The following is a 23,295-nucleotide window of genomic DNA, read 5'->3' on the forward strand; positions in this document are numbered from 1 at the left end:
GGTCGCGTGAACCCTTCCGTCATTGCGAGCGCAGCGAAGCAATCCAGGAACGGCAGCACTCGACGTCCGCTGGATTGCTTCGCTGCGCTCGCAATGACGAGAGCCGCAAGCCCGACCGTGACGCACTAAAAAACTAAAGAGGAAACGCCTGAAATGACTGCCTCAATCCTGCTGCGAAACGTCCGTCCCTATGGCGAAGCCGCCACCGACATTCTGGTCGAAAATGGAAAGATCACGCGTGTCGCCCTCGGCATCGACCCACCGGCAGGCGTTCCAGTCGAGGATGGCCGCGGCGAGATCGTCATCCCCGGCCTGGTCGAGGCCCATACCCATCTCGACAAGAGCCTGTGGGGCCTGCCCTGGTACACCAACGAAGTCGGCCCCAAGCTGCTCGACAAGATCGACAATGAGCGCCTGAACAAGCGCCGGCTCAATATCGATCCCTACATCCAGTCGGCCCGGCAGAGCATCCAGTCCTCGCTGATGGGCTCGACGCATATCCGCAGCCATGTCGATGTTGACACCGACCATGGTCTTTGGGGCGTCGAGGGCGTGATGCGCACGCGCGACGAATACCGCGACATCGTCGACATCGAGCTCGTCGCCTTCCCGCAATCGGGCCTGCTGCGCCGGCCCGGCACGCTGGAACTGATGGACCAGGCGATGAAGGCCGGCTGCGAGATCGTCGGCGGGCTCGACCCCTGTGCCATCGACCGCGATCCCAAGGGCCATCTCGATGCGGTGTTCGAGCTCTGCCAGCGCTATGGCAAGCCGCTCGACATCCACCTGCACGAGCCCGGCGAGATGGGTGCTTTCTCGACCGACCTGATCTGCGAGCGCACGAGGGCGCTCGGCATGCACGGCAAGGTCACGATCAGCCACGCCTTCTGCCTGGGCACGCCCGATCCGGCCCTGATCGACCCGCTGCTCGCCCAGCTTGCCGAACTCGACATCGCGATCATGACGACGGCGCCATCGGGCCGTCTGGCGCCGGTGGTCAAGACGCTGCTGGCCAAGGGCATCCGCGTCTGCTCCGGAAATGACGGCATCCGCGACACCTGGGGCCCATATGGCAATGCCGACATGCTGGAGCGCGCCATGTTCATCGGCCAGCGCAACAATTTCCGCCGCGACGACGAATTGCGGCTGGCCTTCGACGTCTGCACGGCGGAGGGCGCCAGGGTGATGGAGATCGCAGGCTACGGGCTCAAGGAAGGTTGCGCCGCCGATCTCGTGATGCTGCCGGGCGAGACGCTGTCGGAGGCGATCGTGACGCGATCGCCCAAGCGCCGCGTCGTCAAGGCGGGCAAGATCGTCGCGCGCGACGGCGTCTCGATCAGGACCGCACCGTGACGGCTGGAGCAGAAAAGCGGACGGGAAGCACGACGCGTTCCCTTCCCCCCGCTTGCGGTGGGGAAGGGCTAGGGATGGGGGGGCGCAAAGCAGGGTTCGATCTTTCGTCGTCGTGGCGCCGAGCGGCACTGCCCCCCACCCAACCCTCCCCACCGCAAGCGGGGGGAGGGCTTGAGTCCTGCCGCTTGGTCGAGCGAATTCTTCGAGGAGGCGCGCGATGAATCTGCGTCCAGCCAAACGCCCCGAGGGCCGCATCCTGCTGACCGCGCGCTGGCTCGTCGGCCATCGCGGGGGGCGGCATGTGCTGATCGAGAACGGCGAGATCGTCTTCGAGGACGGCGCGGTCGTCTTCGTCGGGCACCGCTTTTCCGGCGAGATTGCCCGCCGGATCGACTATGGCAACGCGCTGATCGGCCCGGGCTTCGTCGATCTCGACGCGCTCTCGGATTTGGACACCACGATCCTCGCCTATGACAACCAGCCGGCCTGGAAGAAGGGCCGCGTCTGGCCGCGCAGCTATCTCGATGCCGGTCCATACGAGATGTATTCGCGCGAGGAGCTGGCCTTCCAGAAGAAGCACGCCTTCGCGACGCTGATCCGCAACGGCATCACCACGGCGCTGCCGATCGCCTCGCTGTTCTATCGCGCCTGGGGCGAGACGCCCCAGGAGTTCGATGACGCGGCCGAGGCCTCCGCCGCTCTGGGCCTGCGCACCTATCTCGGCCCGGCCTACCGCACCGGCAATCAGGTCGTCGAAGTCGATGGCCGCATCACGACGCATTACGACGAGCCACGGGGGCTCGCCGAACTCGACGCGGCGATTGCCTTCTGCGAGCGCCATGAAGGCGCGGCCGGCGGCCTGATCCGCACGATGCTGGCGCCAGACCGGATCGAGACCTCGACGGCGCAGCTGCTGCGCCGCACGGCCGAGGCCGGACGTGCGCTCGATGTGCCGGTGCGGCTGCATTGCTGCCAGTCGAAGATCGAATACGATCTGGTGCTGGCCCAGCACGGCATGAGCCCGCCCGAATGGCTCGAGAGCCTCGGCTTCCTCAACGAGCGCGCATTGCTGCCCCACGGCACCGTGGTCTCGGGCAGCCGCCTCGTCACGCGTCCCGGGCGCGATCTCGAGATCATCCGCGATTCCGGCGCCGCGATCGTGCATTGCCCGCTGGTCTCCGGCCGGCACGGCAATGCCATCGACCATTTCGGGCGCTATCGCGACATGGGCCTGAAGATCGGCATGGGCACCGACACCAGCCCTCCCGACATGATCATGAACATGCAGGTCGGCATGATCTTAGCCCGCACGCTTGCCGGGAATGTCGCCGCCTGCCGCAGCGAGGACTACTATGACCCCGCCACGGTCGGTGGGGCCGATGCGCTCGGGCGTTCCGATCTCGGGCGGCTGCAACCAGGCGCGCGCGCCGACATCACGGTCTTCGATCTCGATCGACCGCATCTGGGACAGGTGATCGATCCGATCCAGACCATGTTGCTCGCCGGTCATGGCCGCGATTTTGCTGATGTCATCATCGACGGGCGCTTCGTGATGGAGGACCGCATGATCCCCGGCGTCGACGAGGCAGCCGACAAGGCGAGGGCGCAATCCCAGTTCGAGGGTGTGATGGCGCGCTATCCCGAACGCACCCATGGGCACCCGGCCGCGAGCGAGATCTTCTCGTCGAGCTATCCGGTCGAGCGTGCGGAGGCACGAGCATGAACGCCGTTGCCACAGAGCCGCTGCTCTCGGTGCGCGACCTGCGCATCGTCTTCGATGGCCGCCACGGCCCGCTTACCGCGCTCGATGGCGTCTCCTTCGACATCGCGCCGGGCGAGATTCTCGGCGTGGTCGGCGAATCCGGCGCGGGCAAGTCGCTCACCGGCACGGCCGTCATCGGCCTGCTCGATCCGCCCGGCCGCATCGCGGGGGGCAGCATCCATCTCGCCGGGCAGCGCATCGACAATCTCCCCGCGGAGCCGATGCGCAAGCTGCGTGGCCGCCGCATCGGCGCGATCTTCCAGGATCCACTGACCTCGCTGCACCCACTGCTGACGGTCGGCGACCAACTGGTCGAGACCATTCTTACGCATCTGCCGGTCAGCCGCTCCGAGGCGCGCGAGCGCGCGCTCAACCTGCTCAAGGAGGTCGGCATTCCCGCGGCCGAGACCCGGATCGACCACTACCCGCACCAGTTCTCCGGCGGCATGCGCCAGCGTGTCGTGATCGCGCTCGCGCTTTGCGCCGAGCCCGCGCTGATCATCGCGGACGAACCGACGACCGCGTTGGACGTCTCGATCCAGGCGCAGATCACGACGCTGCTGAAGCGGCTCTGCCGCGAGCACGGCACGGCGATCATGCTCGTCACCCACGATATGGGCGTCATCGCCGAGACCGCCGACCGCGTCGCGGTGATGTATGCCGGGCGCATCGTCGAGATCGGCCCGGTCGAGGAGGTCACGCGTCGGGCGCGCCATCCCTATACGGCCGGCCTGATGGCCTCGATCCCGAGCGTGCACACCCGCAATGCGATCCTGAACCAGATCGACGGCTCGATGCCGCGCCTGAACGCGATTCCGCCCGGCTGCGCCTTCAATCCGCGCTGCGGCATCGGCACCGATTTTTGCCGCGAGCACAGGCCAGGCCTGCCGCCTTCGCGCCATGCCGCCGCCTGCCATTTCCCGCTGCGGGAGGCACCCCATGCGTGATCCCATCCAAACGAGCCCTCATCCTGAGGAGCCGCGCAGCGGCGTCTCGAAGGATGCTCCAGCATTTTCGGTAGCCTCTACGACGATCCTTCGAGACGCGCCTGACGGCGATCCTCAGGATGAGGGCTCGCGTGGGGAACGCGCTACCATTCTCGACGTACACGGCGCTTCATGCCGTTTCGAGGTCTCTCAGCCCTGGCTCGCTCGGGTCGTCTCGCGCTCGCCGCGCCGGGTCCTGCGCGCCGTCGAGGATATCTCGTTCAAGGTCGAGCGCGGCACCACCTTCAGCATCGTCGGCGAATCCGGCTGCGGAAAATCGACATTGGCGCGCATGGTCGTCGGCTTGCAGCGTCCTACCGAGGGCAGCCTGCGCTTCGCCGACATCACGCGCGCCGACGGAACGATCGGGCCGCCGCGCGTACAGATGATCTTCCAGGACCCTTATGCCAGCCTGAACCCGCGCTGGCGCGTCGGCGACATCATCGCCGAGCCGATCCGCGAACTGAAACTGCGCAAGGATGAGGGGGAGACCATCGCCCGTGTCGGCGATCTCCTCGAGATCGTCGGTCTGTCGCGGGGCGATGCCCTGCGCTTTCCCCATGAATTCTCAGGCGGCCAGCGCCAGCGCATCTCGATTGCGCGCGCACTGGCGACGGAGGCCGATTTTTTGGTCTGCGACGAGCCGACCTCGGCGCTCGATGTCTCCGTGCAGGCGCAGATCCTCAATTTGATGGTCAGGCTCCAGAAGGAGTTCGGGCTGACCTATCTTTTCATCAGCCACAATCTCTCGGTCGTCAGACACATGTCGGACCATCTGGCGATCATGTATCTCGGCCGCTTCGTCGAAAGCGGGCCGGCCGAGGAGGTCTTCAACCACCCGCGCCACCCCTATACCCGCCTGCTGCTCGACACGATTCCCGATGTCGAGAAGCCCAACCGCGAGCGCCGGCCGATGTCGGGAGAGGTGCCGAGCCCGATCGCGCCGCCGCCCGGATGCGCCTTCCACCCGCGCTGTGCGATGGCCGGCGACATCTGCCGAAGCGAAAGACCGATCCTGCGCGAGGTCGCCGAGACGCAGCTGGCCTGTCACTTCGGCTGAGAGCGTGCTGTCTTCCAGTCGGGACCAAGTCATCCCGGACAAGCGGCGAAGCCGCGCCGATCCGGGATCCATTCCTGAACCCTACCGACCACCGCAGCGGAATGGATCCCGGGTCTCCGCTTCGCTGCACCCGGGATGACCCCGCGTATCCCAATAAAGCAGTATGCTCTGAAAGAGCGAGGCGCGGTCGTCAGACCAGCGTCGCCTCGAGGGTGATCTCGGCCTTGAGGACCTTCGAGACCGGGCAGCCTGTCTTGGCCTTGTTCGCCAGCTCAACGAAAGTGGCCTGGTCGGTGCCGGGCACCTTGCCCTTGAGCGTCAGATGGACCGCCGTGATGGCATAGCCGTCGGCGACCTTGTCGAGCGACACCTTTGCCGTCGTCTCCAGGGAATCCGCTGTGAGCTTGGCTTCACCGAGGATCAGCGACAGCGCCATGGTGAAGCAGGCGGCATGCGCGGCGCCGAGCAGTTCTTCGGGATTGCTTCCCGGCTTGCCCTCGAAGCGGCTTGAAAAACCGTAAGGATAGGCCTTGAGCGCGCCGGTCTCGGTCGAGATCGAGCCCTTGCCGTCCTTGATGCCACCGGACCATGCGGCCGAGCCCGTCTTTTGGATACTCATGATGCTGCGCTCCTGTTTGGTTGTTGCCCGCCGGTATTGCGGCGCGACCATAGGACAACCGGCGAGGCGGCGTCTGGTTCGGCCGGGCGGCAAGATCGTTGTCCAATAAGCCGGTGAGGCGAAGCTTCCGATGTCGGCCTGACAAGCAAAAGGCCCGCATCCCCCGGAGGATGCGGGCCTCGATCAGGCTATGAGTGTTTGCCGTCTCAGCGGAACAGTGCGAGCGACTTGGAGAGCGTGATCCAGACACCCCAGGCCAGCGGGATGCCGACGACGGCCCAGGCGAGCGCGGCCGTGCCATCCAGCCCGCCCTTGCCGATGCCGAAGGAACCGGTCTGCACGCCGGCACTGGCGCTGGCGGTCTTGGCCTGAAGGGCTGCAACTTCCGCATCCTTCATGAACCATTTGGTCGCCACGGGCCGCACCAGGAGGTTGGCGAGGAAGCCCACCACCAGCATGCCGGCCAGGATGTACATTGTCCGGTCATAGACCTGCGCGCGCGGCACGCCGGCATTGATCTGCGCCTCGCGGATGTAGTTGACCACGACGGGGCCGACGATGCCCGCCGTCGACCACGCCGTCAGGAGCCGGCCATGGATGGCGCCGACGAACTGCGTGCCGAACATATCCGCGAGATAGGCCGGAACGGTCGCGAAGCCGCCGCCATACATCGACAGGATGATGCAGAAGAAGGCAACGAACAGCGCCAGCGAACCGATGCTGGCTGCCCAGGGCGAGAGGCCGTAGAGCACGATGCCCAGCCCGAAGAAGGTCGCGTAGGTCAGCTTGCGCCCGAGCTTGTCCGACAGCGAGGCCCAGAAGAAACGGCCGGCGATGTTGAACAGCGAGAGCAGGCCGACGAAGGCGGCGGCGATCGTGGCGATCTGGCGCTTCTGGTCGGCGTCGAGCGCGGCAAAGGCCACCTCGGGCTTGCCTATCAGCGAACCCGCGAAGATCTCCTGCAGCATCGGCGAGGCCATGCCGAGAACGCCGATGCCGGCTGAGACGTTCAGGGTCAACACCGTCCAGATCAACCAGAACTGCTTGGTCTTGTGCGCGTCCTTGAGGTGGACATGGCCCGATGTGATCATGGCGTTCTGGGTCGCCGGCGGAGTCCAACCCTCGGGGCGCCAATTGGCGGGCGGGATGCGGTAGCCGAAGGCGCCCGCCATCATGAAGACGAAATAGATCGCGGCCATCACCACGAAGGTCTGCCAGACGCCGACCGAGGTCGGGGTCTTGAAATAGTTCATCAGGATGTCGGCCAGTGGCGAGCCGATCATGGCGCCGCCGCCAAAGCCCATGATCGCCATGCCGGTCGCCATGCCGCGCCGGTCGGGGAACCACTTCACCAGCGTCGACACCGGCGAGATATAGCCGAGCCCAAGACCGATGCCGCCGATGACGCCGGAGCCGACCCAGAGCATCCAGAGCTGGTGGGTGTAGACGCCGATGGCCGAGATCAGCAGGCCGCCGCACCAGCACAGCGCCGAGACGAAGGCGGCCTTGCGGGGCCCGGAGCGTTCGAGCCAGCCGCCCCAGATCGCAGCCGAGGACCCCAGCAGCACGAAGAAGAGGGTGTACATCCAGCCGAGATCGGCGACCTTCCAGTCGCAGGATGTGGTGAAGAGCGAGCCGATCAACCCGATATCGGCCGCGCAGGCGACCGGTTTGGTGATGCCGATGGCCTGGCTGAGCGGCAGCCAGAACACGCTGAAGCCATAAGCCATGCCGATGCAAAGATGGATGCACAGCGCGGCCGGCGGCACGAGCCAGCGGTTGAAGCCGGCCTTCGCGATGATGCGCTCGCGGTCGAGCAATCCCGGGCTCGGCGCGACCCGTCCAATATCCTGCGCTATGCTCATGTCAGTTCCCTCTCCCCAAAGCTTTGCCGTTCGGGCCGGATTGCATTCCGGCTCGTTGAATAGTCTGTATGTGCTGCCTTGCGGCCGCGCTCTGCCCCGTTATCCGCCCCGTACTGCCTTGATCCGTGGTAGCGCGCGCCGCACGAGGGGGTGGAGTTCCTGGGAATTGGCATCGAACGACGCGAGAAAATCCCCGCGCATGCGTCGACTCCAGAATTGGTTGATGTGCTCGGCGATGGCCGGAACCGCCTCTTCGTCCGGATAGGATTTGAAGAACTCTGCGATCTGACCGGCCATGCGCAGCAGCGTGGCTGCCTTCTGCGCGCTGTGCTCGTCCTGTCCGTTCGCGGGCTGGAGCGTGGCCTGGCTCATCGTGTCTCGGCTTCCAGTTCCTGGCGCAGGGCGCCGGCAAAAACGGTGCAGCCACCGCCGCGGGCAACGCAGACGAGGCTCAGGCCCAGCAGCCTGGCCCGCTCGATCGCGAGCGAGGTCGGGGCCGAGATCGAGACGAGCGTGCCGGCACCGAAGATCGCGGCCTTCTCGACCATCTCGAAGGAGGCACGGCTGGTCACGAGGACGAAGCCCTCGGCTGTGCCATGCCCGGCGTGAAGGCGTGCGCCGATGAGCTTGTCCAGCGCGTTGTGCCGGCCGACATCTTCGCGCGCGGCCAGGATGGCGCCCTTGGCGTCGCACCACGCGGCGGCATGTACCGCATGGGTCAGCTGGTTGAGCGGCTGATGCCGCTCGATCGCGGCAAGGGCAGCGTCGATCGCGGAGGCGGGGATCGGCTGGCGTCGTGCACTTGCGCCTTCGGCCATCGGCATCTCGGCGATGGTCTCGACCCCGCACAGCCCGCAGGAGGTCCGCCCGGAAAGATTCCGACGTCTGGCGAGATGGTCGCGGAACCGGCCGGGCGCGAGTTCGACCGTGACCACGATACCCTCGGCCTGGGGCGTGACAGTGATACCCCTGATCTCATCGACCGAACGAACGATGCCTTCGGTCAGACTGAAGCCGGCGACGAAATCCTCGAGGTCGGACGGCGTTGCCATCATCACCGCATAGGGCAGGTTGCCATAGACGATGTTGACCGGCGCCTCGACGGCGACCTCGACCGTTGCGGGCCCGAGCCGCCCGCTGCCGAAGCGGACAGGCTCGGCCGGCATGGCGCAGCTCGCTGGCGGCTGGGCGGGGAGACTATTCCGCGGCATCCGGCAACCGTTCCGCGATCCGCCGCAGGGTCACGTCCTCTTCGCGGTTCTTCTCCTGCCACTGCGAGTAGTAGTTCGTCCGCCGGACCTCGACCGCCGTCACCTTGTATTCCGGGCAATTGGTCGCCCAGTCCGAATAATCGGTGGTGATGACGTTGGCGCCGGTCTCGGCATGGTGGAAGGTGGTGTAGACCACGCCCGGCTGCATCCGCTCCGAGACCTCGGCCCGCAGCGCGATGTCGCCGGAACGGCTGGCAAGCGAGACCAGATCGCCCGATTTGATGCCGCGATTCTCGGCGTCGAACGGATGGATCTCCAGCACATCCTCGTCATGCCAGGCCTGGTTCGCCGTGCGCCTTGTCTGCGAGCCGACATTGTATTGCGAGAGGATGCGCCCGGTCGTCAGGATCAGCGGGAAGCGTGCCCCCGTGCGCTCTTCCGTCGGCACGAACTCGGTCAGCATGAAGCGGCCCTTGCCGCGCACGAAGCGGTCGACATGCATCAGCGGCGTGCCGGCCGGCGCCTTCTCGTTGCAGGGCCATTGCACCGAGCCGAGCTTTTCGAGCTTGTCGTAGGAGACGCCGGCGAAGCTCGGCGTCAGCCTTGCGATCTCGTCCATGATGTCGGCAGGATGGGAATAGGTCATCTCGTAGCCGAGCGCCCGGGCCAGATCGATCGTCACCTGCCATTCCGACTTGCCCGAGAGCGGCGCCATCACCTGCCGGACGCGGTTGATGCGGCGCTCGGCATTGGTGAAGGTGCCGTCCTTCTCCAGGAAGGACGAGCCGGGCAGGAAGACATGGGCGTATTTCGCCGTCTCGTTCAGGAAGATGTCCTGGATGACGACGCATTCCATCGAGGACAGCCCGGCCGTGACATGCTGGGTGTTGGGGTCCGACTGGGCGATGTCCTCGCCCTGGACATAAAGGCCCTTGAAAGTGCCCCCGACAGCCTCGTCCAGCATGTTGGGGATGCGCAGGCCCGGCTCCACATCGAGCGGAACGCCCCACATCATCTCGAAGATCTGCCGGGTGGCGTCGTCCGAGACGTGGCGATAGCCGGTGAACTCGTGCGGGAACGAGCCCATGTCGCAGGCGCCCTGGACGTTGTTCTGGCCGCGCAGCGGATTGATGCCGACGCCGTCGCGCCCGATATTGCCGGTCGCCATGGCCAGGTTCGCCATCGCCATCACCGTGGTCGAGCCTTGGCTATGTTCGGTGACGCCGAGCCCGTAGAAGATCGCGCCGTTGCCACCGGTCGCGTAGAGCCGCGCCGCGGCCCTGACATCAGCCGCAGGCACGCCGGTGAACTGCTCGCTCGCCTCGGGAGAATTGTGCTCCTGCGCGATGAAGCGGGCCCAGATCTCGAAATCGGCGAGATCGCAGCGCTCGCGGACATAGTTCTCGTCGATCAGGCCTTCGGTGACGACGACATGCGCGAGTGCATTGACCAGCGCGACATTGGTGCCGGGCATCAGCTGGAGATGATAGTCCGCCTCGACATGGGGCGATTTGACGAGGTCGATCCGGCGCGGATCGGCGACGATCAGCCGCGCACCCTGGCGCAGCCGCTTCTTCATCCGCGACGCGAAGACCGGGTGCCCGTCGGTCGGATTTGCGCCGATGACGAGAATGACATCGGCCTTGGCGACCGATTTGAAATCCTGCGTGCCGGCCGAGGTGCCCAGTGTCGTCTTCAGCCCGTAACCGGTCGGCGAATGGCAGACGCGGGCGCAGGTATCGACATTGTTGTTGCGGAAGGCGGCGCGCACCAGTTTCTGGACGAGGAAGACCTCCTCATTGGTGCAGCGCGACGAGGTGATGGCACCCACCGATTCCCGGCCATATTGGCCCTGGATGCGCTTGAACTCCGAGGCCGCATGGGCGATCGCCTCGTCCCATGACACTTCGCGCCAGGGATCGGTGATCTTTGCCCGCACCATCGGCTTGGTGATGCGGTCCTTGTGGGTCGCGTACCCCCAGGCGAAGCGCCCTTTGACGCAGCTATGGCCCTCATTGGCCTTGCCGTGCTTGTAGGGGACCATGCGGACGACCTTGTCGCCTTGCATCTCGGCCTTGAACGAGCAGCCGACACCGCAATAGGCGCAGGTCGTGACCTTGGAATGCTCGGGCTGGCCCATCTGGATGACGCTGTTTTCCATCAGCGTCGCGGTCGGGCAGGCCTGTACGCAAGCACCGCAGGAGACGCATTCGGAGCCCAGGAAATCGGTCGGTCCCGCGGCGACGCGTGAATCGAAACCGCGCCCGGTGATCGTCAAGGCAAACGTGCCCTGCACCTCCTCGCAGGCGCGCACGCAGCGATTGCAGACGATGCATTTGGTGGGGTCGTAGGTGAAATACGGGTTGGAGGTGTCCTTGCCCAGGAAGAGATCGTTGGCGGCGCCGTCCTTGCCCTTGGCGAAGACATGGTTCTCGCCCTCATAGCCATAGCGGACTTCGCGCAGGCCGACGGCGCCCGCCATGTCCTGCAATTCGCAATCGCCATTGGCCGAGCAGGTCAGGCAGTCCAGCGGATGGTCGGAGATGTAGAGCTCCATCACGCCCTTGCGCAGGCCAGACAGGTTTTCTGACTGGGTGCGGACGATCATGCCCTCTTCGGCCGGCGTGGTGCAGGAGGAGGGCGTGCCGCGCCGTCCCTCGATCTCGACGAGGCAGAGCCGGCAGGAACCGAAGGGTTCGAGCGAATCGGTCGCGCAGAGCTTGGGGATCTTGGTGCCCATGCTCATCGCGGCGGCCATCACCGAGGTACCGGCCGGCACGGTGACGCTCTCGCCGTCGATCACCAGCGTGACCTGCTTCTCCGCGAGGCGGATCGGCGTGCCGAAGTCGATCTCCTTGATCAGGCTCATCAGACGCTCCTCATTCGGCGGCCATGGGCAGGGACTTCGACGGCGGCACAGGCCGGTCGAAATCCTCGGAAAAATGGTTCAGCGCGCTCAGCACCGGCACGGGGGTCAGCCCGCCCATGGCGCAGAGCGAGGCGTCGGTCATCAGCTTGGACAGATCGCGCAGCACGGCGATGTTCTTGGGCCGCTCGACGCCGGCGATGATGCGGTCCATCACCTCGACGCCGCGCGTCGCGCCGATGCGGCAGGGCGTGCATTTGCCGCACGATTCCTTGGCGCAGAATTCGAAGGCGAAGCGCGCCTGCCTGGCCATGTCGACGCTGTCATCGAACACCACGATGCCGCCATGGCCCAGCATGGCGCGCATGCTGGCCAGCGCCTCGTAATCCATGGGCACGTCGAGCTGGGCCGCCGTGAGATAGGCTCCCAGCGGGCCGCCGACCTGCACGGCCCGGATCGGCCGACCCGACAGCGTTCCCCCGCCGAGATCCTCGATGATCTCGCGCAGCGAGATGCCGAAGGCGAGCTCGATCAGCCCGCCGCGCTTGACGTTGCCGCCGAGCTGGACCGGCAAGGTTCCACGCGAGCGGCCCAGCCCGAAATCGGCATAGGCCTGCGCGCCATGCTGTAGAATCCAGGGCACGGCGGCAAAGGAGAGCACGTTGTTGACGACGGTCGGCTTGCCGAACAGGCCCTGCAGGGCCGGCAGCGGCGGCTTGGCCCGCACGATCGCGCGCTTGCCTTCGAGGCTCTCAAGCAGCGAGGTCTCTTCACCGCAGATATAGGCGCCGGCACCGAGCCTGACTTCGAGATGGAAGGCGTGGCCCGAGCCGAGCACGCTGTCGCCGAGCAGCCCTGCATTCTGCGCTTTCAGGATGGCGCGCTGAAGCGTGCGATGCGCATGCGGATATTCCGAGCGCAGATAGATGTAGCCCCTGGTCGCCCCGACGGCGATGGCGGCGATCGCCATGCCCTCGATCAGCATGAAGGGATCACCCTCCATCAGCATCCGGTCGGCGAAGGTGCCGCTATCGCCCTCATCGGCGTTGCAGACGATGTATTTCTGCTCCGCTTGGGCGTCGTGCACGGTCTTCCACTTGATCCCGGTCGGGAAACCCGCGCCGCCGCGTCCGCGCAGGCCCGACGCCTTGACCGCCTCGGCGATAGCAGCGCCGGTCATGCCCAGAGCGGCCTTCAGGCCGGCGAGCCCGTCATGGTCGCGATAGTCGGCCAGCGAGAGCGGATCTGTGACTCCGATGCGCGCAAAGGTCAGGCGCTGCTGGCGCTTCATCCAGTCGAGTTCATCGGTGAGGCCCAGCCGCAGCGCGTGGCTGCCGCCGCTCGTCAAGCCGGCGTCGAAAAGCGCCGGCACGTCCTTCGCCGCGACCGGCCCATAGGCGATGCGCCCGGCAGGTGTCTCGACCTCGACCAGCGGCTCCAGCCAGAGCATGCCGCGCGTGCCGTTGCGGACGATCTCGACCGCGACGCCCCGCGCCTGCGCCTCGCGGGCAATCGCCTGGGCGACGCCTTCCGCGCCCACCGAGAGTGCGGCGGCGTCGATCGGCACGAAGATCCGGATGGTTTGTGCGGGCGTGTTCACGTGCGCACTCCCCGGTCGGAGCCGGCACAGAGCTCGCTGAGGCGAGCGGGATCGATGCGGCCGATCAACTCGCCATCGACGAGGGCTGCCGGTCCAAGCGCGCAATTGCCGAGGCAATAGACGGTCTCGACCGCGACATCGCTCGTCTGGGAATGGGCGTCGACCGCGATGCCATGATCCTGAGCGAGATGTTCGACCAGCGCCTCGCAACCCAGGGCCTGGCAGGCCTCGGCGCGGCAAAGCTTGATCACGCGCCGTGGCGCCGGCGACGTCCGGAAGTCATGGTAGAAGGAGATGGCGCCATGGACCTCGGCGCGCGACAGGTTGAGCGCGTCGGCAATCAGCGGAACCGCCTGCGGATCGACATGGCCGAACTCCTCCTGCAGGGCATGCAGGATCGGCAGGGTGGCGCCTTCGAGATGCGCGAGCCCAGCAACGATCAATTGGGCGCTGTCCTGGTCCCAGGCTGGATATCCGGCCATCATTCCTCCATCCGGCGCGGTTTTCCCGGCGGTCTCTTGGATGGAAGGGTGGTCAATTCTAGAATGATTTCAAATCGTTTATTTCAACTGCGTGATAGTTTTTAACTATCATAAATTGAGCCGCGCCTCTTGAAGGTGCGCTTTTGCCGAAATTCTCCGCCGAGAAATTTCGCCGAGGCTGCATTTTGCGGCGCACAATGCCGTGTTGCGCTGCCCGCGATAGGAGAAAGCTATCTTACGATGGGGCGTCGCGGCAGGCCGGCATCCTCGACCAGGCGCGACATCATCAGCAGGTTGCGCGCAAGCGGCGCGAAAGGCTGCCGGTCGGCGACGATCAGCCCGATGGTGCGCTGGGCGGTGGGTTCGACGAGCGGCAGCGCCTTTGTGCCGAGCGGCACGCCGAAGAACTCCAGCAGCTGTAGGGAAACGATGCTGGAGACGCCCTGTATCCCGGCATGGGAGCATAGGTTGAAGATCGAATTGGTCTCGATCGCCGGGCGCGGCGACTGGCCCACAGAGCGGAAGATGCCGTCGATGATGCGGCGGTTCTGCATGTCGGAGGTCAGGAGGCAGAGCTTGAGCTCGCCGGCTTCGGCCCAGCTGATGGTCTCATAGCCGCCGAGCGGGCCGTCCTCGCGCGTCAGCAGGACATAGGCCTCCTGATAGATCGGTTTCGAGATGACGCGGTCGAGCGGCTCGTTGTCGAGATAGGTCAGGCCGACATCGAGTTCGAAATTGTCGATCCGGTCCTGGATCTCGGTCGAGGTCAGCGACAGCACGGTCAGAGAGACCGCCGGATAGCGCGAGGAGAACGGCGCCGTGATATGCGCGATCATCGGTAGCGCGGTCGGGATCGCGCCCAGCCTGATCCGGCCGCTGACGCCCTCGCGCAGCTCCGCGATCGATTCCTTCATGAGATCGGCTTCGGCGAGGATGCGCCGCGCATGGGCGAGGACGACGTCGCCCTCCTTGGTCAGGCCCTGAAAGCGCCGGCCGCGCTCGACTATAAGGACGCCGAGTTCCTCCTCGAGCTGCACGATCGCTGCAGAGAGCGTCGGCTGCGAGACATGGCACGCTTCGGCCGCCCTGCGGAAATGCTTCTCGCGGGCCAGCGCGTCCAGATAGATCAGCTGGCGGATGATCATGATGCGGTTGCACTCGGCTCGGCGGAAGGTCCGTCTCAGGCGCGGCTGTCCGCGCCGCGCGCAGCATTCCCGCCATTGGCGGGATGTTGCAAGCCTTCGCTAGGTCGAGCCTTCTCGTGACCTACAGGGTCGGCGCCGCCTCGGATGGGGCCCGCAACGTCCTGCGGCTCAACCACAGCCACATCGTGATCGCCGCGAGCGCCAGCGCGCCGCCGAGCTGCGCCGTCTCGAACGGCAGGAACAGGCAAATCCCGGCGGCAAAGAGCAGCGCGCGCTTCGCCATGTCGAGCATGACGAGGAAATAGCCTTCGATCGCGGCATTGAGTGCGAGTACGCCAAGCGCCACTGCGCCCGCGGCGGCGATGATCTGCCAGGCCGATCCGACCAGCAACAGCGCCGGCTGATAGATGAAGACGAAGGGCAGGATGAAGGCGACCATCGCGATCCGGCAGGCGACGGCCGCGATCCTGACCGGGTTGGCCTTGGCGATCGATGCCGCCGCGAAGGCGGCCACCGCGACCGGTGGCGTGATCGCCGACATCGAGGCGATATAGACGATGAAGAGATGGGCCGGCAGCACTTCGATCCCGAGCGCGATCAGCGCCGGAGCCGCCAGAACCGCGGACAGGGCATAGACAGCCGGCGTCGGCATGCCCATTCCCAGCACGATGATGACGAAGGCCGCGACGATGATCGTCAGGAAGGGACTGCCCCCCGCCATATGGAACAGGCCGGAGCTGATCTTGCCGGTCAGGTCCGTCATCGACAGCGTGCCGACCACGAGCCCGGCCACGGCGCAGGCGACGCCGACCCCGATCATGCCGCGCATGCCGTCGCTCAGGCCGAAAAACAGCGTCTTCAGCAGGCGTGTCGGGCTCCGGTCGCGCAGCAGCGCCACCGGCAATAGCGAAGCAAACGCGATCGCGCCGGCGAAGGAGGGGCGGTTGAGGCTCAGGACGCCCCAGACCAGCAGGCCGATCGGCAGGAGATAGACCCAGTCGCGGCGCAGGATCGCGACGATCGACGGGGTCTTGCCCGTCGACATCGGCTGGAGCCCGTCGCGATGCGCCTTGAAATGCACGGCGAGGAAAACGGACTGATAAAACAGCAGCGCCGGCACCAGCGCCGCGAGCGCGATCGTGGCATAGGGAATGCCGGTGAAATCGGTCATCAGGAATGCCGCCGACCCCATGATCGGCGGCAGCAGCCCGCCGCCGGCCGAAGCCGCGGATTCGATGGCGCCGGCATAGGTCCGGCTCATGCCTGTCTTGATCATCAGCGGAATGCTGAAGGAGCCGGTGGTGACCACGTCTGCGGTGGGTGAACCCGAGATCGAGCCGTAGAGGCCGGTCGAGACCACGGCGACCTTGCTGGCGCCGCCGACCTGCTTGCCGACAAGGCTGTTGGCCACGTCATAGAAGAAATCGGCACCGCCGACACGATCGAGCAGCGAACCGAAGATCACGAAGGCGAAGACCAGAAAGGCTGCGACCTCCAGGGCTGGCCCAAACAGCCCATTGGTCGAGAATACCAGGTGGTCGACGATCTCCTGCGTGCTGAAGCCGCGATGGGCGAAGGCGCCGCTGAGATTGCTGCCGAAGATCGCATATCCCAGGAAAAGCAGCACGAGCGTGACGAGGATCATCCCGATGCAGCGCCGCGTCGCCTCCAGCACGAGCACGATCAGCACGGCAGATGCCGCGATGTCGGCGTTCGACAATTCGTCGATCATCGGCAGCCGCATCTCATGCACCGGGTGCATTGCGATGAAATAGCCGCAGGCCGCGACCGAGAGCGCCACCAGCCCCCAGGCCAGCCATGACCGGCCGCTGGGCCGCAACGGGTTGGCGGTGGTGGTGAGGAAGGCGAGCGACAGGATCGCGCCGAGGAAGAGAAACAGCGCGATCTCGCGGTTGACGTACCAGCCGAAGGCGATCGCCAGCAGCATCGCGCCCGTGGCGAAGCCGATGACGTGAACCGTCCACTGCTCGGCGGCGTCGAGCCTGCGCGATTGTCCGGGAGCGAGGAGCTGAAGCAAAGACGGCATTGCAAACCTCGCGGCGGGTGCAGGTTCAGGGCAGGGCGTTGATCGCTTCCGGGCGCATCACTTCAAAACGCCCGCCTTCTTGTAGGCGGCCTCAGCGCCCGGATGCAGCACGAGCGGGGCAGTCTGCGTCAGGTTGACGGGCTCGAGCCGAGCGAGTGTCGCATGGGCCTGCTTCAGATAGCCGAAATGCTTCAGCATCCCCTCGGTGATTGCAGCCGCATCCTCGTTCTTCATCGCCGATGAGGCGAACAGGACGACGCTGCCGGTGATCGTGGCGATATCCTGCGGCTGGAACGCATAGGTCCCGCCAGGGACGGTGATCGGCGTCGTCCCCAGGACATCACCGAGTTTGGCGCTGACTGTGGGGCTGATCCCGATCATCCGGACCTTCATCTCGCGCGTCGCGCTGCTGATCTGTCCGGAGGGGAAGGCGAGCATGTTGATGATGATGTCGACCTGGCCGTTCTTCATCATCTCGAGGCCGGCATTGTAGTCGACATGGTGGATGCGGCCGCCCCAGCCTTCGATGTCCTTGGCGGTGATCCCATAGGCCTTGAAGATTTCCTCGCCAGTCACCGCCATCAGCGTTCCCCGCTGGTTCAGCGCGATCCGCACCGGCATCTTGGCGGCAAGCACCTTCTCGAAGCTGTCGATCCCGGAATCCTCGCGCACGAGGATCTGGACGGCCGCCTGCGGATCGATCAGCGCGATGGCGCGCAGATTGGTGATGGGCGCCTTGAACGGGTCCTCGCCGGCCTGCGCCCGTTTGATCAGCTGGGCATGGGCGATGCCGAGCTCGACCTTGCCCTGCGATACCAGCTGGATATTCGCCGCCTCGCGGCCTGGCTCATAGCTGAACGCCGCATTGGGAGCCTCGCGCCGGATCGTCTCGCCGATCGCATTGCCGATCGCGCTCCAGGCGCCGCCGATCGAGCCGCCGGACAGGGTGATCTTCCTGTCGGGATTTGCCTGGGCCTGCGCCGTGCCCGTGCCGAGGCCGAGCGACAGGGCGATGACGGACGCGATAGCCAATCTCTTCATGATCGCCCTCCCAGGGCTTTGGGTCGTGCAGGCTTTGGACGGTGCAGGCCCTTGCGCGGCAAAGCAGCGCCGTCAGCGATCCTGCCGTAGCTGTTGTTCCCCTGTGACTTCAACCCGCTTTTACATCGGGTAGGTCTCGCGTCGATATGAGCAGCTTGTTGGTATGCATACGACTTGTCAATGGCGCCGAATGGCCATTCTATGGGCTCGCCGGGAAGCAATTGAACTTCGAATGGGCATGGAATGGGCATGCAATCGCCGCGTGCATCGCAGCATTACAGCGCGTTTCAGAATTGGGCTGGGGCCTGTCCAGCAAAGCGCAATTCGTCACTTGACAGCTTCATTGGCCGTCAGCATCGTTGGTACACAAACGGTAATACTATCTCGCCGCGTATGCTATCCGCTGTCCACGGTCCCGCCCGAGCATGCTGCGAGGCCCCCAGTCGAGGACTGACGAATGCGAGGAGCCACGAATGTATGACCGTTTCGCAACCACACGCCTGATCGATCTATGGCTGACCGAGGATATCGGGTCCTGCGACCTGACAGTTCAGGTCATGATCGAGCCCGGCGAGACCGGTGCCTTCCGCATGAACGCCCGCGAATCGATGGTGGTCTCGGGAATCGAGATCGCGGCGACGGTTTTTCGCCGCTACGAGCCGGCGCTCGACGTGAAGGTTACAGCGGCCGACGGAGACCGCGTTGAGGCCGGAGCGACGTTGCTCCTCGTCAGCGGCCCTGCGCAGGGCATCCTGACGGCGGAGCGCACGGCGCTCAATATCGTGCAGCGCCTGTCGGGCATTGCCACCGAAACCGCCCGCTATGTCGATGTCATCAAGGGGACGTCGGCACGCCTTATCGACACCCGCAAGACTACGCCGGGACTACGCATGCTGGAGAAGCACGCCGTCACCTGCGGCGGAGGGCTGAACCACCGTCTGGGTCTCGATAATGGCGTGATGATCAAGGACAATCATATCGCAGTTTGCGGCGGCATTGCGCAGGCGGTCGCCCGCGCCCGCCTGAAGCTGCCTGTGCTGACCAAGATCGAGGTCGAATGCGACCGGCTGGAGCAGGTCCATGAGGCCGTCGCCGCGGGGGCCGACGTCATCATGCTCGACAACATGCCCGTGCCGCAGATGCGCGAGGCGGTCGCCTATGTCGCGGGCCGCACCAAGCTGGAGGCCTCCGGCGGCATCCGCTTCGAGACCATCCGCGCCATCGCCGAGACCGGCGTGGACTACATCTCGACCAGCAAGATCACCCAGTCGGCGCCGGCCGTCGATATCGGACTCGACGAGGCCTGAAGCGATGCTCCCGTCATGAGGCCCGGAATTCTCTTCGTTGTCGTCGGCCCCAGCGGGGCCGGCAAGGACACGTTGATCGACGGGGCCAGGGCTGCGCTCGGCGGCGACGGTCGTTTCACCTTCGCCCGCCGGCTGATCACCCGCAGTGCCGATGCTGGCGGCGAAGACCATGAGGCGATCGGCGAGGATGCCTTTGCCGCTCTGGAGCGCGATCACGGCCTGCTGGCCTCCTGGCGCGCGCATGGCCTGAGCTATGGCTTGCGCGCCGGCCTCCGCGACGAACTCGCGCGGGGTCGTCATGTCATCGCCAACGGCTCGCGCGCCGCGCTGGAGGCGCTTGTCGGCGCGGTGCCGCGCCTGATCGTGCTTTCGGTCACGGCCCCGCCGCATATTCTTGCCCAGCGGCTGGCCTTGCGTGGCCGCGAGAGCGCAGAGGATATCGCGGCACGCCTGTCCCGCGCGCCGCCTGCCTTGCCGGGCCTTGTCGAGACGCTCGTCGTCGAGAATGACGGGACGGCCGAGGATGGCATCGAGCGCTTTCTCGCCGCGATCGATTCCGCGGTTCGGCGGCTGGTGCTGAAGCCGATCCCGATCGATGCCTGGCGCGACAACATCGCCTATTTGCCCCGCGACAGCATTCTCGGCATCGAGGATTTCGACGGGCCGGGCAAGGTCGATGTCGCGGGTGTAGATGTCGCCGGCAAGGATTGCAGCATTCGCGCCCGCATCAATGTCGTCGAGCCCGGCTGGCTGCTCGAACCCGACGAGATCGGCCTGTCGCGCGAGGCTTTTGCCCTGCTCGGCCTGCCGGCCGGCAGCGAGATCCTCCTGACGCGCACGCCGCCCCAGCACAGCCGCGACGCATTGCGCGCCAAGATTCAGGGCCGTGAGCTTGGCGCGGCCGAATACGAGATGCTGCTGCGGGATATCGTCGAGGGGCGCTATCCGGAGGGCGAGATCTCGGCTTTTCTCGTCGCGGCCACGCGCTCTCTGAGCGATGCCGAGGTCGGCGCGCTCGCCAGCGTCAGGGCCAGGTTCTCGACGCCGCTGCACTGGGACGAGCCGATCGTCGTCGACAAGCATTCGATGGGCGGTATCCCCGGCAGCCGGATCACGCTGATCGTCGCGCCGATCGTCGCCGCCCATGGCCTGGCCATGCCCAAGACCTCGTCGCGCGCGATCACTTCGGCGGCCGGCACTGCCGATGCGATGGAGGTCCTGGCCAAGGTCGACCTGACGGTCGACGAAGTGCGCCGCACCGTCGCGAAGGCACGGGCCTGCATCGCCTGGAACGGCCGCCTCAACCATTCGGCCGTCGACGACGTCATGAACGCGATCACGCGTCCGCTCGGCATCGATTCCAACCGCTGGTCCGTCGCCTCGATCATCTCGAAGAAGCTCACGGCCGGCTCGACCCATGTCATCGTCGATCTGCCCTATGGCAAACGCGCGAAACTGCGCGGCAAGGCGGAAGCCGACGAGCTTGCCCGGCTGTTCGAGACGGTCGGCCGTTCGGTCGGATTGCATGTCGAGGCTTACCCGACATGCGGCGCGAGCCCGATCGGACGCGGCATCGGCCCGGCGCTGGAGGTGCGCGATGTGCTCTGGGTTCTGGAGGGGCATGCCGACGCGCCGGCAGATCTGCGCGACAAGGCGCTCGCCTTCGCCGGACGCATTCTCGCCTGGGACCCCGCCATCGCCACTCCGGAGCGCGGTCGCGCGCGGGCCGAACAGCTCCTGTCATCGGGCGCGGCGCGCGAGGCGATGCAGAGCATCGTGACGGCGCAGGGCCGGCGCGAGGCGATTGTGATGCCGGGCGCGCAGACGCATACGGTCAGGGCAAGGCGCGCTGGCACCATCGGAGAAATAGATGGCTGGCGGATCGCCGGCATAGCGCGTCGCGCGGGCGCCCCGCAGGACAAGAGCGCGGGCATCGATCTGCTCAGGCGGATCGGCGACGATGTCGCGGCCGGCGAGGCGTTGTTCGTCATCCACGCGGCGGCGGCACCGGATCTGCAGGCAGCGGTCGCCATGGCCGTCGAGGATGATGGCTTCCTGCTCGGCGGGCATGGTTTGCCGGCAGAGACTCTGGGAGCGGCGGCGACAGGCCGGGTCTGAGACCCGTTGCGCCCGCAGGTAGCGCTTCCTACTTGTCGACCGTCCGCACAAAACGCTCCTCACGACCGCTCCCGGCCCCGCCGGTGAACGGCCGGCAATCCCAGTAGATCATCCCATGGCACAGCATCTCGAATTCGGGCTGGATACGTTCGGCGACGTCACCTCCAGGCCTGATGGCGCCCTGCTGCCGCATGCGCAGGTCATCCGGAACGTCATCGAGGAAGCTGTGCTGGCCGATCGGGTCGGCATCGATTTCTTCGGCGTCGGCGAGCACCATCGCGCCGATTTCGCGATCTCCTCGCCTGAGACGGTGCTGGCGGCGATCGCGGGGCGCACCAGCCGCCTCAGGCTCGGCTCGGCCGTGACGGTGTTGAGTTCGGACGACCCGATCCGCGTCTTCCAGCGTTTCTCCACGGTCGATGCCGCCTCGAACGGGCGCGCCGAGGTCATTCTGGGCCGGGGCTCCTTCACCGAATCCTTTCCGCTTTTCGGCTTCGATCTCAGACAATACGAGACATTGTTCGAGGAGAAGCTCGACCTGTTCGCGGCCCTGATCGCAGGCGGCCCGGTGAGCTGGAGCGGCAGCACGCGCCCGCCGCTCGTCGACCAGCGCGTTTTCCCGCCGATCGAGGCCGGCACATTGAAGACCTGGATCGGCGTCGGCGGCAGCCCGGAATCGGTGGTGCGCGCCGCCCGTTACCGCATGCCGCTGATGCTGGCGATCATCGGCGGCGATCCCAAACGCTTCAGGCCCTATGTCGATCTGTACCAGCGCGCTTTCGGCGAGCTTGGCGAGGCCGTGCCGCCGATCGGCGTGCATTCGCCGGGCTATGTCGCCGATACCGACGAGCAGGCGCGCGAGGAGCTCTTTCCGGACTACAAGCGCATGCGCGACAGGATCGGCGCTGAGCGCGGCTGGCCGCCGATGGGGCGCGCCGAATTCGAGCAGGAGGCCGAGCGGGGCTCGCTCTATGTCGGCTCGCCCGAGACTGTCGCCCGAAAGATCGCGGCGACGGTGAAGGCGCTGGACGCCTCACGCTTCCAGCTGAAATACAGCGCCGGCCCGCTGCCGCATGACAAGCTGATGCGCTGCATCGAGCTTTACGGCAGCAAGGTCGCCCCGCTGGTCCGCGAGATGCTGGGGTGAGCGTTTCCCGTCATTGCGAGCGAAGCGAAGCAATCCAAGGGGCCGTAGCGCTCTGCCGCCGCTGGATTGCTTCGCTTCGCTCGCAATGACGGCATCGGCGTCTAAGGCATTTTCAGCGGATCGACCGAGATCGACCGCTTCAGCGCCCTGAGGCCGAAGGTCGTCCGGGTCTGGCGGATGCCGGGAATGCGGTAGAGCGTTTCGCGCAGGAAGCGCTCGTAATGGTCCGTGCCGCTGACGATGACCTTGGCGAGGTAATCGTATTCGCCGGTGACGAGATAGGCCTCGACCACCTCCGGCGCGCGCGTCAGCGCCTCGCCGAACTGGTCGAGCACCCTGTCGTCATGCTTGTCGAGAGTGATCTCGACGAAGACGACATTGTTGAAGCCGAGCACCTTGTGGTCGAGCACGGCCACATATTTCTCGATGACGCCGCTCTCTTCCAGCCGCTTCACCCGCGTCCAGCAGGGCGAGGGCGACAGGCCGACCTTGTCGGCAAGAGCGTTGGTGGTGAGCCGGCCATCTTCCTGAAGCGCGGAGAGAATCCGTCGATCGATCTGGTCCAGATCGTCGTTTCGTCTCGGCTTGCCCGTCATCGCGAGAATATTCCGTCAGATGATCATATCGCGGAAACTATTCCCGTTCGATTGCCATAGCGCAACCAACTTCGGGAGAAATCTTTTCCG

The 23,295-nt window shown here is 65.9% G+C and carries 18 protein-coding genes; 7 read left to right on the forward strand and 11 right to left on the reverse strand.

Features of this window, described 5'->3' with window-relative positions; genetic code table 11:
- The first annotated feature begins 153 nt into the window (after window positions 1–153).
- The 4 genes from C4S73_RS00145 to C4S73_RS00160 all read left to right on the forward strand — a co-directional run bounded on the left by C4S73_RS00145 (window position 154) and on the right by C4S73_RS00160 (window position 5,161).
- On the forward strand, window positions 154–1,353 hold the full coding sequence (locus C4S73_RS00145; protein WP_103870461.1) for an amidohydrolase family protein: 1,200 nt from the start codon (window positions 154–156) through the stop codon (window positions 1,351–1,353).
- Window positions 1,354–1,570: 217 nt separating this feature from the next.
- On the forward strand, window positions 1,571–3,076 hold the full coding sequence (locus C4S73_RS00150) for an amidohydrolase family protein (RefSeq protein WP_103870462.1): 1,506 nt from the start codon (window positions 1,571–1,573) through the stop codon (window positions 3,074–3,076).
- A complete protein-coding gene (locus tag C4S73_RS00155; RefSeq protein ID WP_103870463.1) occupies window positions 3,073–4,062 on the forward strand; it encodes an ABC transporter ATP-binding protein in 990 nt (329 codons plus the stop codon). The genes C4S73_RS00150 and C4S73_RS00155 overlap by 4 nt, the downstream gene beginning before the upstream one ends.
- Window positions 4,055–5,161 carry an ABC transporter ATP-binding protein gene (locus C4S73_RS00160; protein ID WP_200827880.1) on the forward strand — a complete coding sequence of 369 codons (1,107 nt, stop codon included), beginning with the start codon at window positions 4,055–4,057 and terminating at the stop codon, window positions 5,159–5,161. Before C4S73_RS00155 ends, C4S73_RS00160 begins: the two co-directional genes overlap by 8 nt.
- Window positions 5,162–5,351: 190 nt before the next feature.
- On the opposite strand, the gene C4S73_RS00165 is transcribed toward C4S73_RS00160, so the two are convergent.
- The 10 genes from C4S73_RS00165 to C4S73_RS00210 form a co-directional block, all read right to left on the reverse strand.
- Window positions 5,352–5,780, reverse strand: a complete 429-nt coding sequence (locus tag C4S73_RS00165; protein ID WP_200827881.1) for an OsmC family protein — start codon at window positions 5,778–5,780, stop codon at window positions 5,352–5,354.
- Between the two features lie 206 nt (window positions 5,781–5,986).
- The gene (locus C4S73_RS00170) at window positions 5,987–7,645 is read right to left on the reverse strand and encodes an OFA family MFS transporter (RefSeq protein WP_103870465.1); all 1,659 of its coding nucleotides are present in this window, start codon (window positions 7,643–7,645) and stop codon (window positions 5,987–5,989) included.
- 99 nt (window positions 7,646–7,744) lie between these two features.
- Entirely contained in the window at window positions 7,745–8,017 is a 273-nt protein-coding gene (locus C4S73_RS00175) for a formate dehydrogenase subunit delta (RefSeq protein WP_103870466.1), read from the reverse strand.
- A complete protein-coding gene (gene fdhD / locus C4S73_RS00180) occupies window positions 8,014–8,811 on the reverse strand; it encodes a formate dehydrogenase accessory sulfurtransferase FdhD (protein ID WP_160115622.1) in 798 nt (265 codons plus the stop codon). Before fdhD ends, C4S73_RS00175 begins: the two co-directional genes overlap by 4 nt.
- Window positions 8,812–8,842: 31 nt before the next feature.
- A complete protein-coding gene (gene fdhF, locus C4S73_RS00185) occupies window positions 8,843–11,725 on the reverse strand; it encodes a formate dehydrogenase subunit alpha (RefSeq protein WP_103870468.1) in 2,883 nt (960 codons plus the stop codon).
- Between the two features lie 10 nt (window positions 11,726–11,735).
- Window positions 11,736–13,322 (reverse strand): formate dehydrogenase beta subunit, encoded by a 1,587-nt coding sequence (locus tag C4S73_RS00190; RefSeq protein ID WP_103870469.1) that lies wholly within the window; start codon window positions 13,320–13,322, stop codon window positions 11,736–11,738.
- Complete coding sequence (locus C4S73_RS00195; RefSeq protein ID WP_244595375.1) at window positions 13,319–13,804, reverse strand: NAD(P)H-dependent oxidoreductase subunit E; 486 nt, start codon at window positions 13,802–13,804, stop codon at window positions 13,319–13,321. The genes C4S73_RS00190 and C4S73_RS00195 overlap by 4 nt, the downstream gene beginning before the upstream one ends.
- A 230-nt stretch (window positions 13,805–14,034) precedes the next feature.
- The gene (locus C4S73_RS00200) at window positions 14,035–14,949 is read right to left on the reverse strand and encodes a LysR family transcriptional regulator (protein ID WP_244595376.1); all 915 of its coding nucleotides are present in this window, start codon (window positions 14,947–14,949) and stop codon (window positions 14,035–14,037) included.
- A gap of 121 nt (window positions 14,950–15,070) precedes the next feature.
- Window positions 15,071–16,996 (reverse strand): TRAP transporter permease, encoded by a 1,926-nt coding sequence (locus C4S73_RS00205; protein ID WP_103870471.1) that lies wholly within the window; start codon window positions 16,994–16,996, stop codon window positions 15,071–15,073.
- A 57-nt stretch (window positions 16,997–17,053) separates the two neighbouring features.
- The gene (locus C4S73_RS00210) at window positions 17,054–18,037 is read right to left on the reverse strand and encodes a TAXI family TRAP transporter solute-binding subunit (protein WP_103870472.1); all 984 of its coding nucleotides are present in this window, start codon (window positions 18,035–18,037) and stop codon (window positions 17,054–17,056) included.
- A gap of 473 nt (window positions 18,038–18,510) precedes the next feature.
- On the opposite strand from C4S73_RS00210, the gene nadC reads away from it, so the two are divergent.
- From nadC to C4S73_RS00230, 3 genes are all read left to right on the forward strand, one after another.
- Complete coding sequence (gene nadC, locus C4S73_RS00215; RefSeq protein ID WP_103870473.1) at window positions 18,511–19,344, forward strand: carboxylating nicotinate-nucleotide diphosphorylase; 834 nt, start codon at window positions 18,511–18,513, stop codon at window positions 19,342–19,344.
- Window positions 19,345–19,359: 15 nt separating this feature from the next.
- Complete coding sequence (phnN, locus tag C4S73_RS00225; protein ID WP_200827882.1) at window positions 19,360–21,462, forward strand: phosphonate metabolism protein/1,5-bisphosphokinase (PRPP-forming) PhnN; 2,103 nt, start codon at window positions 19,360–19,362, stop codon at window positions 21,460–21,462.
- A gap of 115 nt (window positions 21,463–21,577) precedes the next feature.
- Window positions 21,578–22,609, forward strand: a complete 1,032-nt coding sequence (locus tag C4S73_RS00230; protein WP_103870474.1) for an LLM class flavin-dependent oxidoreductase — start codon at window positions 21,578–21,580, stop codon at window positions 22,607–22,609.
- 101 nt (window positions 22,610–22,710) lie between these two features.
- Here the strand turns inward: C4S73_RS00230 and C4S73_RS00235 are convergent, their stop codons facing one another.
- Window positions 22,711–23,205 (reverse strand): Lrp/AsnC family transcriptional regulator, encoded by a 495-nt coding sequence (locus C4S73_RS00235; RefSeq protein WP_103870475.1) that lies wholly within the window; start codon window positions 23,203–23,205, stop codon window positions 22,711–22,713.
- Window positions 23,206–23,295 lie beyond the last annotated feature (90 nt).

It is taken from the genome of Allobosea lathyri, from assembly GCF_900108245.1.
Lineage (GTDB): Bacteria > Pseudomonadota > Alphaproteobacteria > Rhizobiales > Beijerinckiaceae > Allobosea > Allobosea lathyri.

Coding starts and splice junctions, on each gene's coding strand:
- C4S73_RS00165 (WP_200827881.1), bottom strand. CDS start 5,780: ATGAGTATCCAAAAGACGGGCTCGGCCGCATGGTCCGGTGGCATCAAG.
- nadC (WP_103870473.1), top strand. CDS start 18,511: ATGTATGACCGTTTCGCAACCACACGCCTGATCGATCTATGGCTGACC.
- C4S73_RS00210 (WP_103870472.1), bottom strand. CDS start 18,037: ATGAAGAGATTGGCTATCGCGTCCGTCATCGCCCTGTCGCTCGGCCTC.
- C4S73_RS00195 (WP_244595375.1), bottom strand. CDS start 13,804: ATGGCCGGATATCCAGCCTGGGACCAGGACAGCGCCCAATTGATCGTT.
- C4S73_RS00170 (WP_103870465.1), bottom strand. CDS start 7,645: ATGAGCATAGCGCAGGATATTGGACGGGTCGCGCCGAGCCCGGGATTG.
- phnN (WP_200827882.1), top strand. CDS start 19,360: ATGAGGCCCGGAATTCTCTTCGTTGTCGTCGGCCCCAGCGGGGCCGGC.
- C4S73_RS00205 (WP_103870471.1), bottom strand. CDS start 16,996: ATGCCGTCTTTGCTTCAGCTCCTCGCTCCCGGACAATCGCGCAGGCTC.
- C4S73_RS00155 (WP_103870463.1), top strand. CDS start 3,073: ATGAACGCCGTTGCCACAGAGCCGCTGCTCTCGGTGCGCGACCTGCGC.
- C4S73_RS00235 (WP_103870475.1), bottom strand. CDS start 23,205: ATGACGGGCAAGCCGAGACGAAACGACGATCTGGACCAGATCGATCGA.
- C4S73_RS00230 (WP_103870474.1), top strand. CDS start 21,578: ATGGCACAGCATCTCGAATTCGGGCTGGATACGTTCGGCGACGTCACC.
- C4S73_RS00175 (WP_103870466.1), bottom strand. CDS start 8,017: ATGAGCCAGGCCACGCTCCAGCCCGCGAACGGACAGGACGAGCACAGC.
- fdhD (WP_160115622.1), bottom strand. CDS start 8,811: ATGCCGGCCGAGCCTGTCCGCTTCGGCAGCGGGCGGCTCGGGCCCGCA.
- C4S73_RS00150 (WP_103870462.1), top strand. CDS start 1,571: ATGAATCTGCGTCCAGCCAAACGCCCCGAGGGCCGCATCCTGCTGACC.
- fdhF (WP_103870468.1), bottom strand. CDS start 11,725: ATGAGCCTGATCAAGGAGATCGACTTCGGCACGCCGATCCGCCTCGCG.
- C4S73_RS00200 (WP_244595376.1), bottom strand. CDS start 14,949: ATGATCATCCGCCAGCTGATCTATCTGGACGCGCTGGCCCGCGAGAAG.
- C4S73_RS00145 (WP_103870461.1), top strand. CDS start 154: ATGACTGCCTCAATCCTGCTGCGAAACGTCCGTCCCTATGGCGAAGCC.
- C4S73_RS00160 (WP_200827880.1), top strand. CDS start 4,055: ATGCGTGATCCCATCCAAACGAGCCCTCATCCTGAGGAGCCGCGCAGC.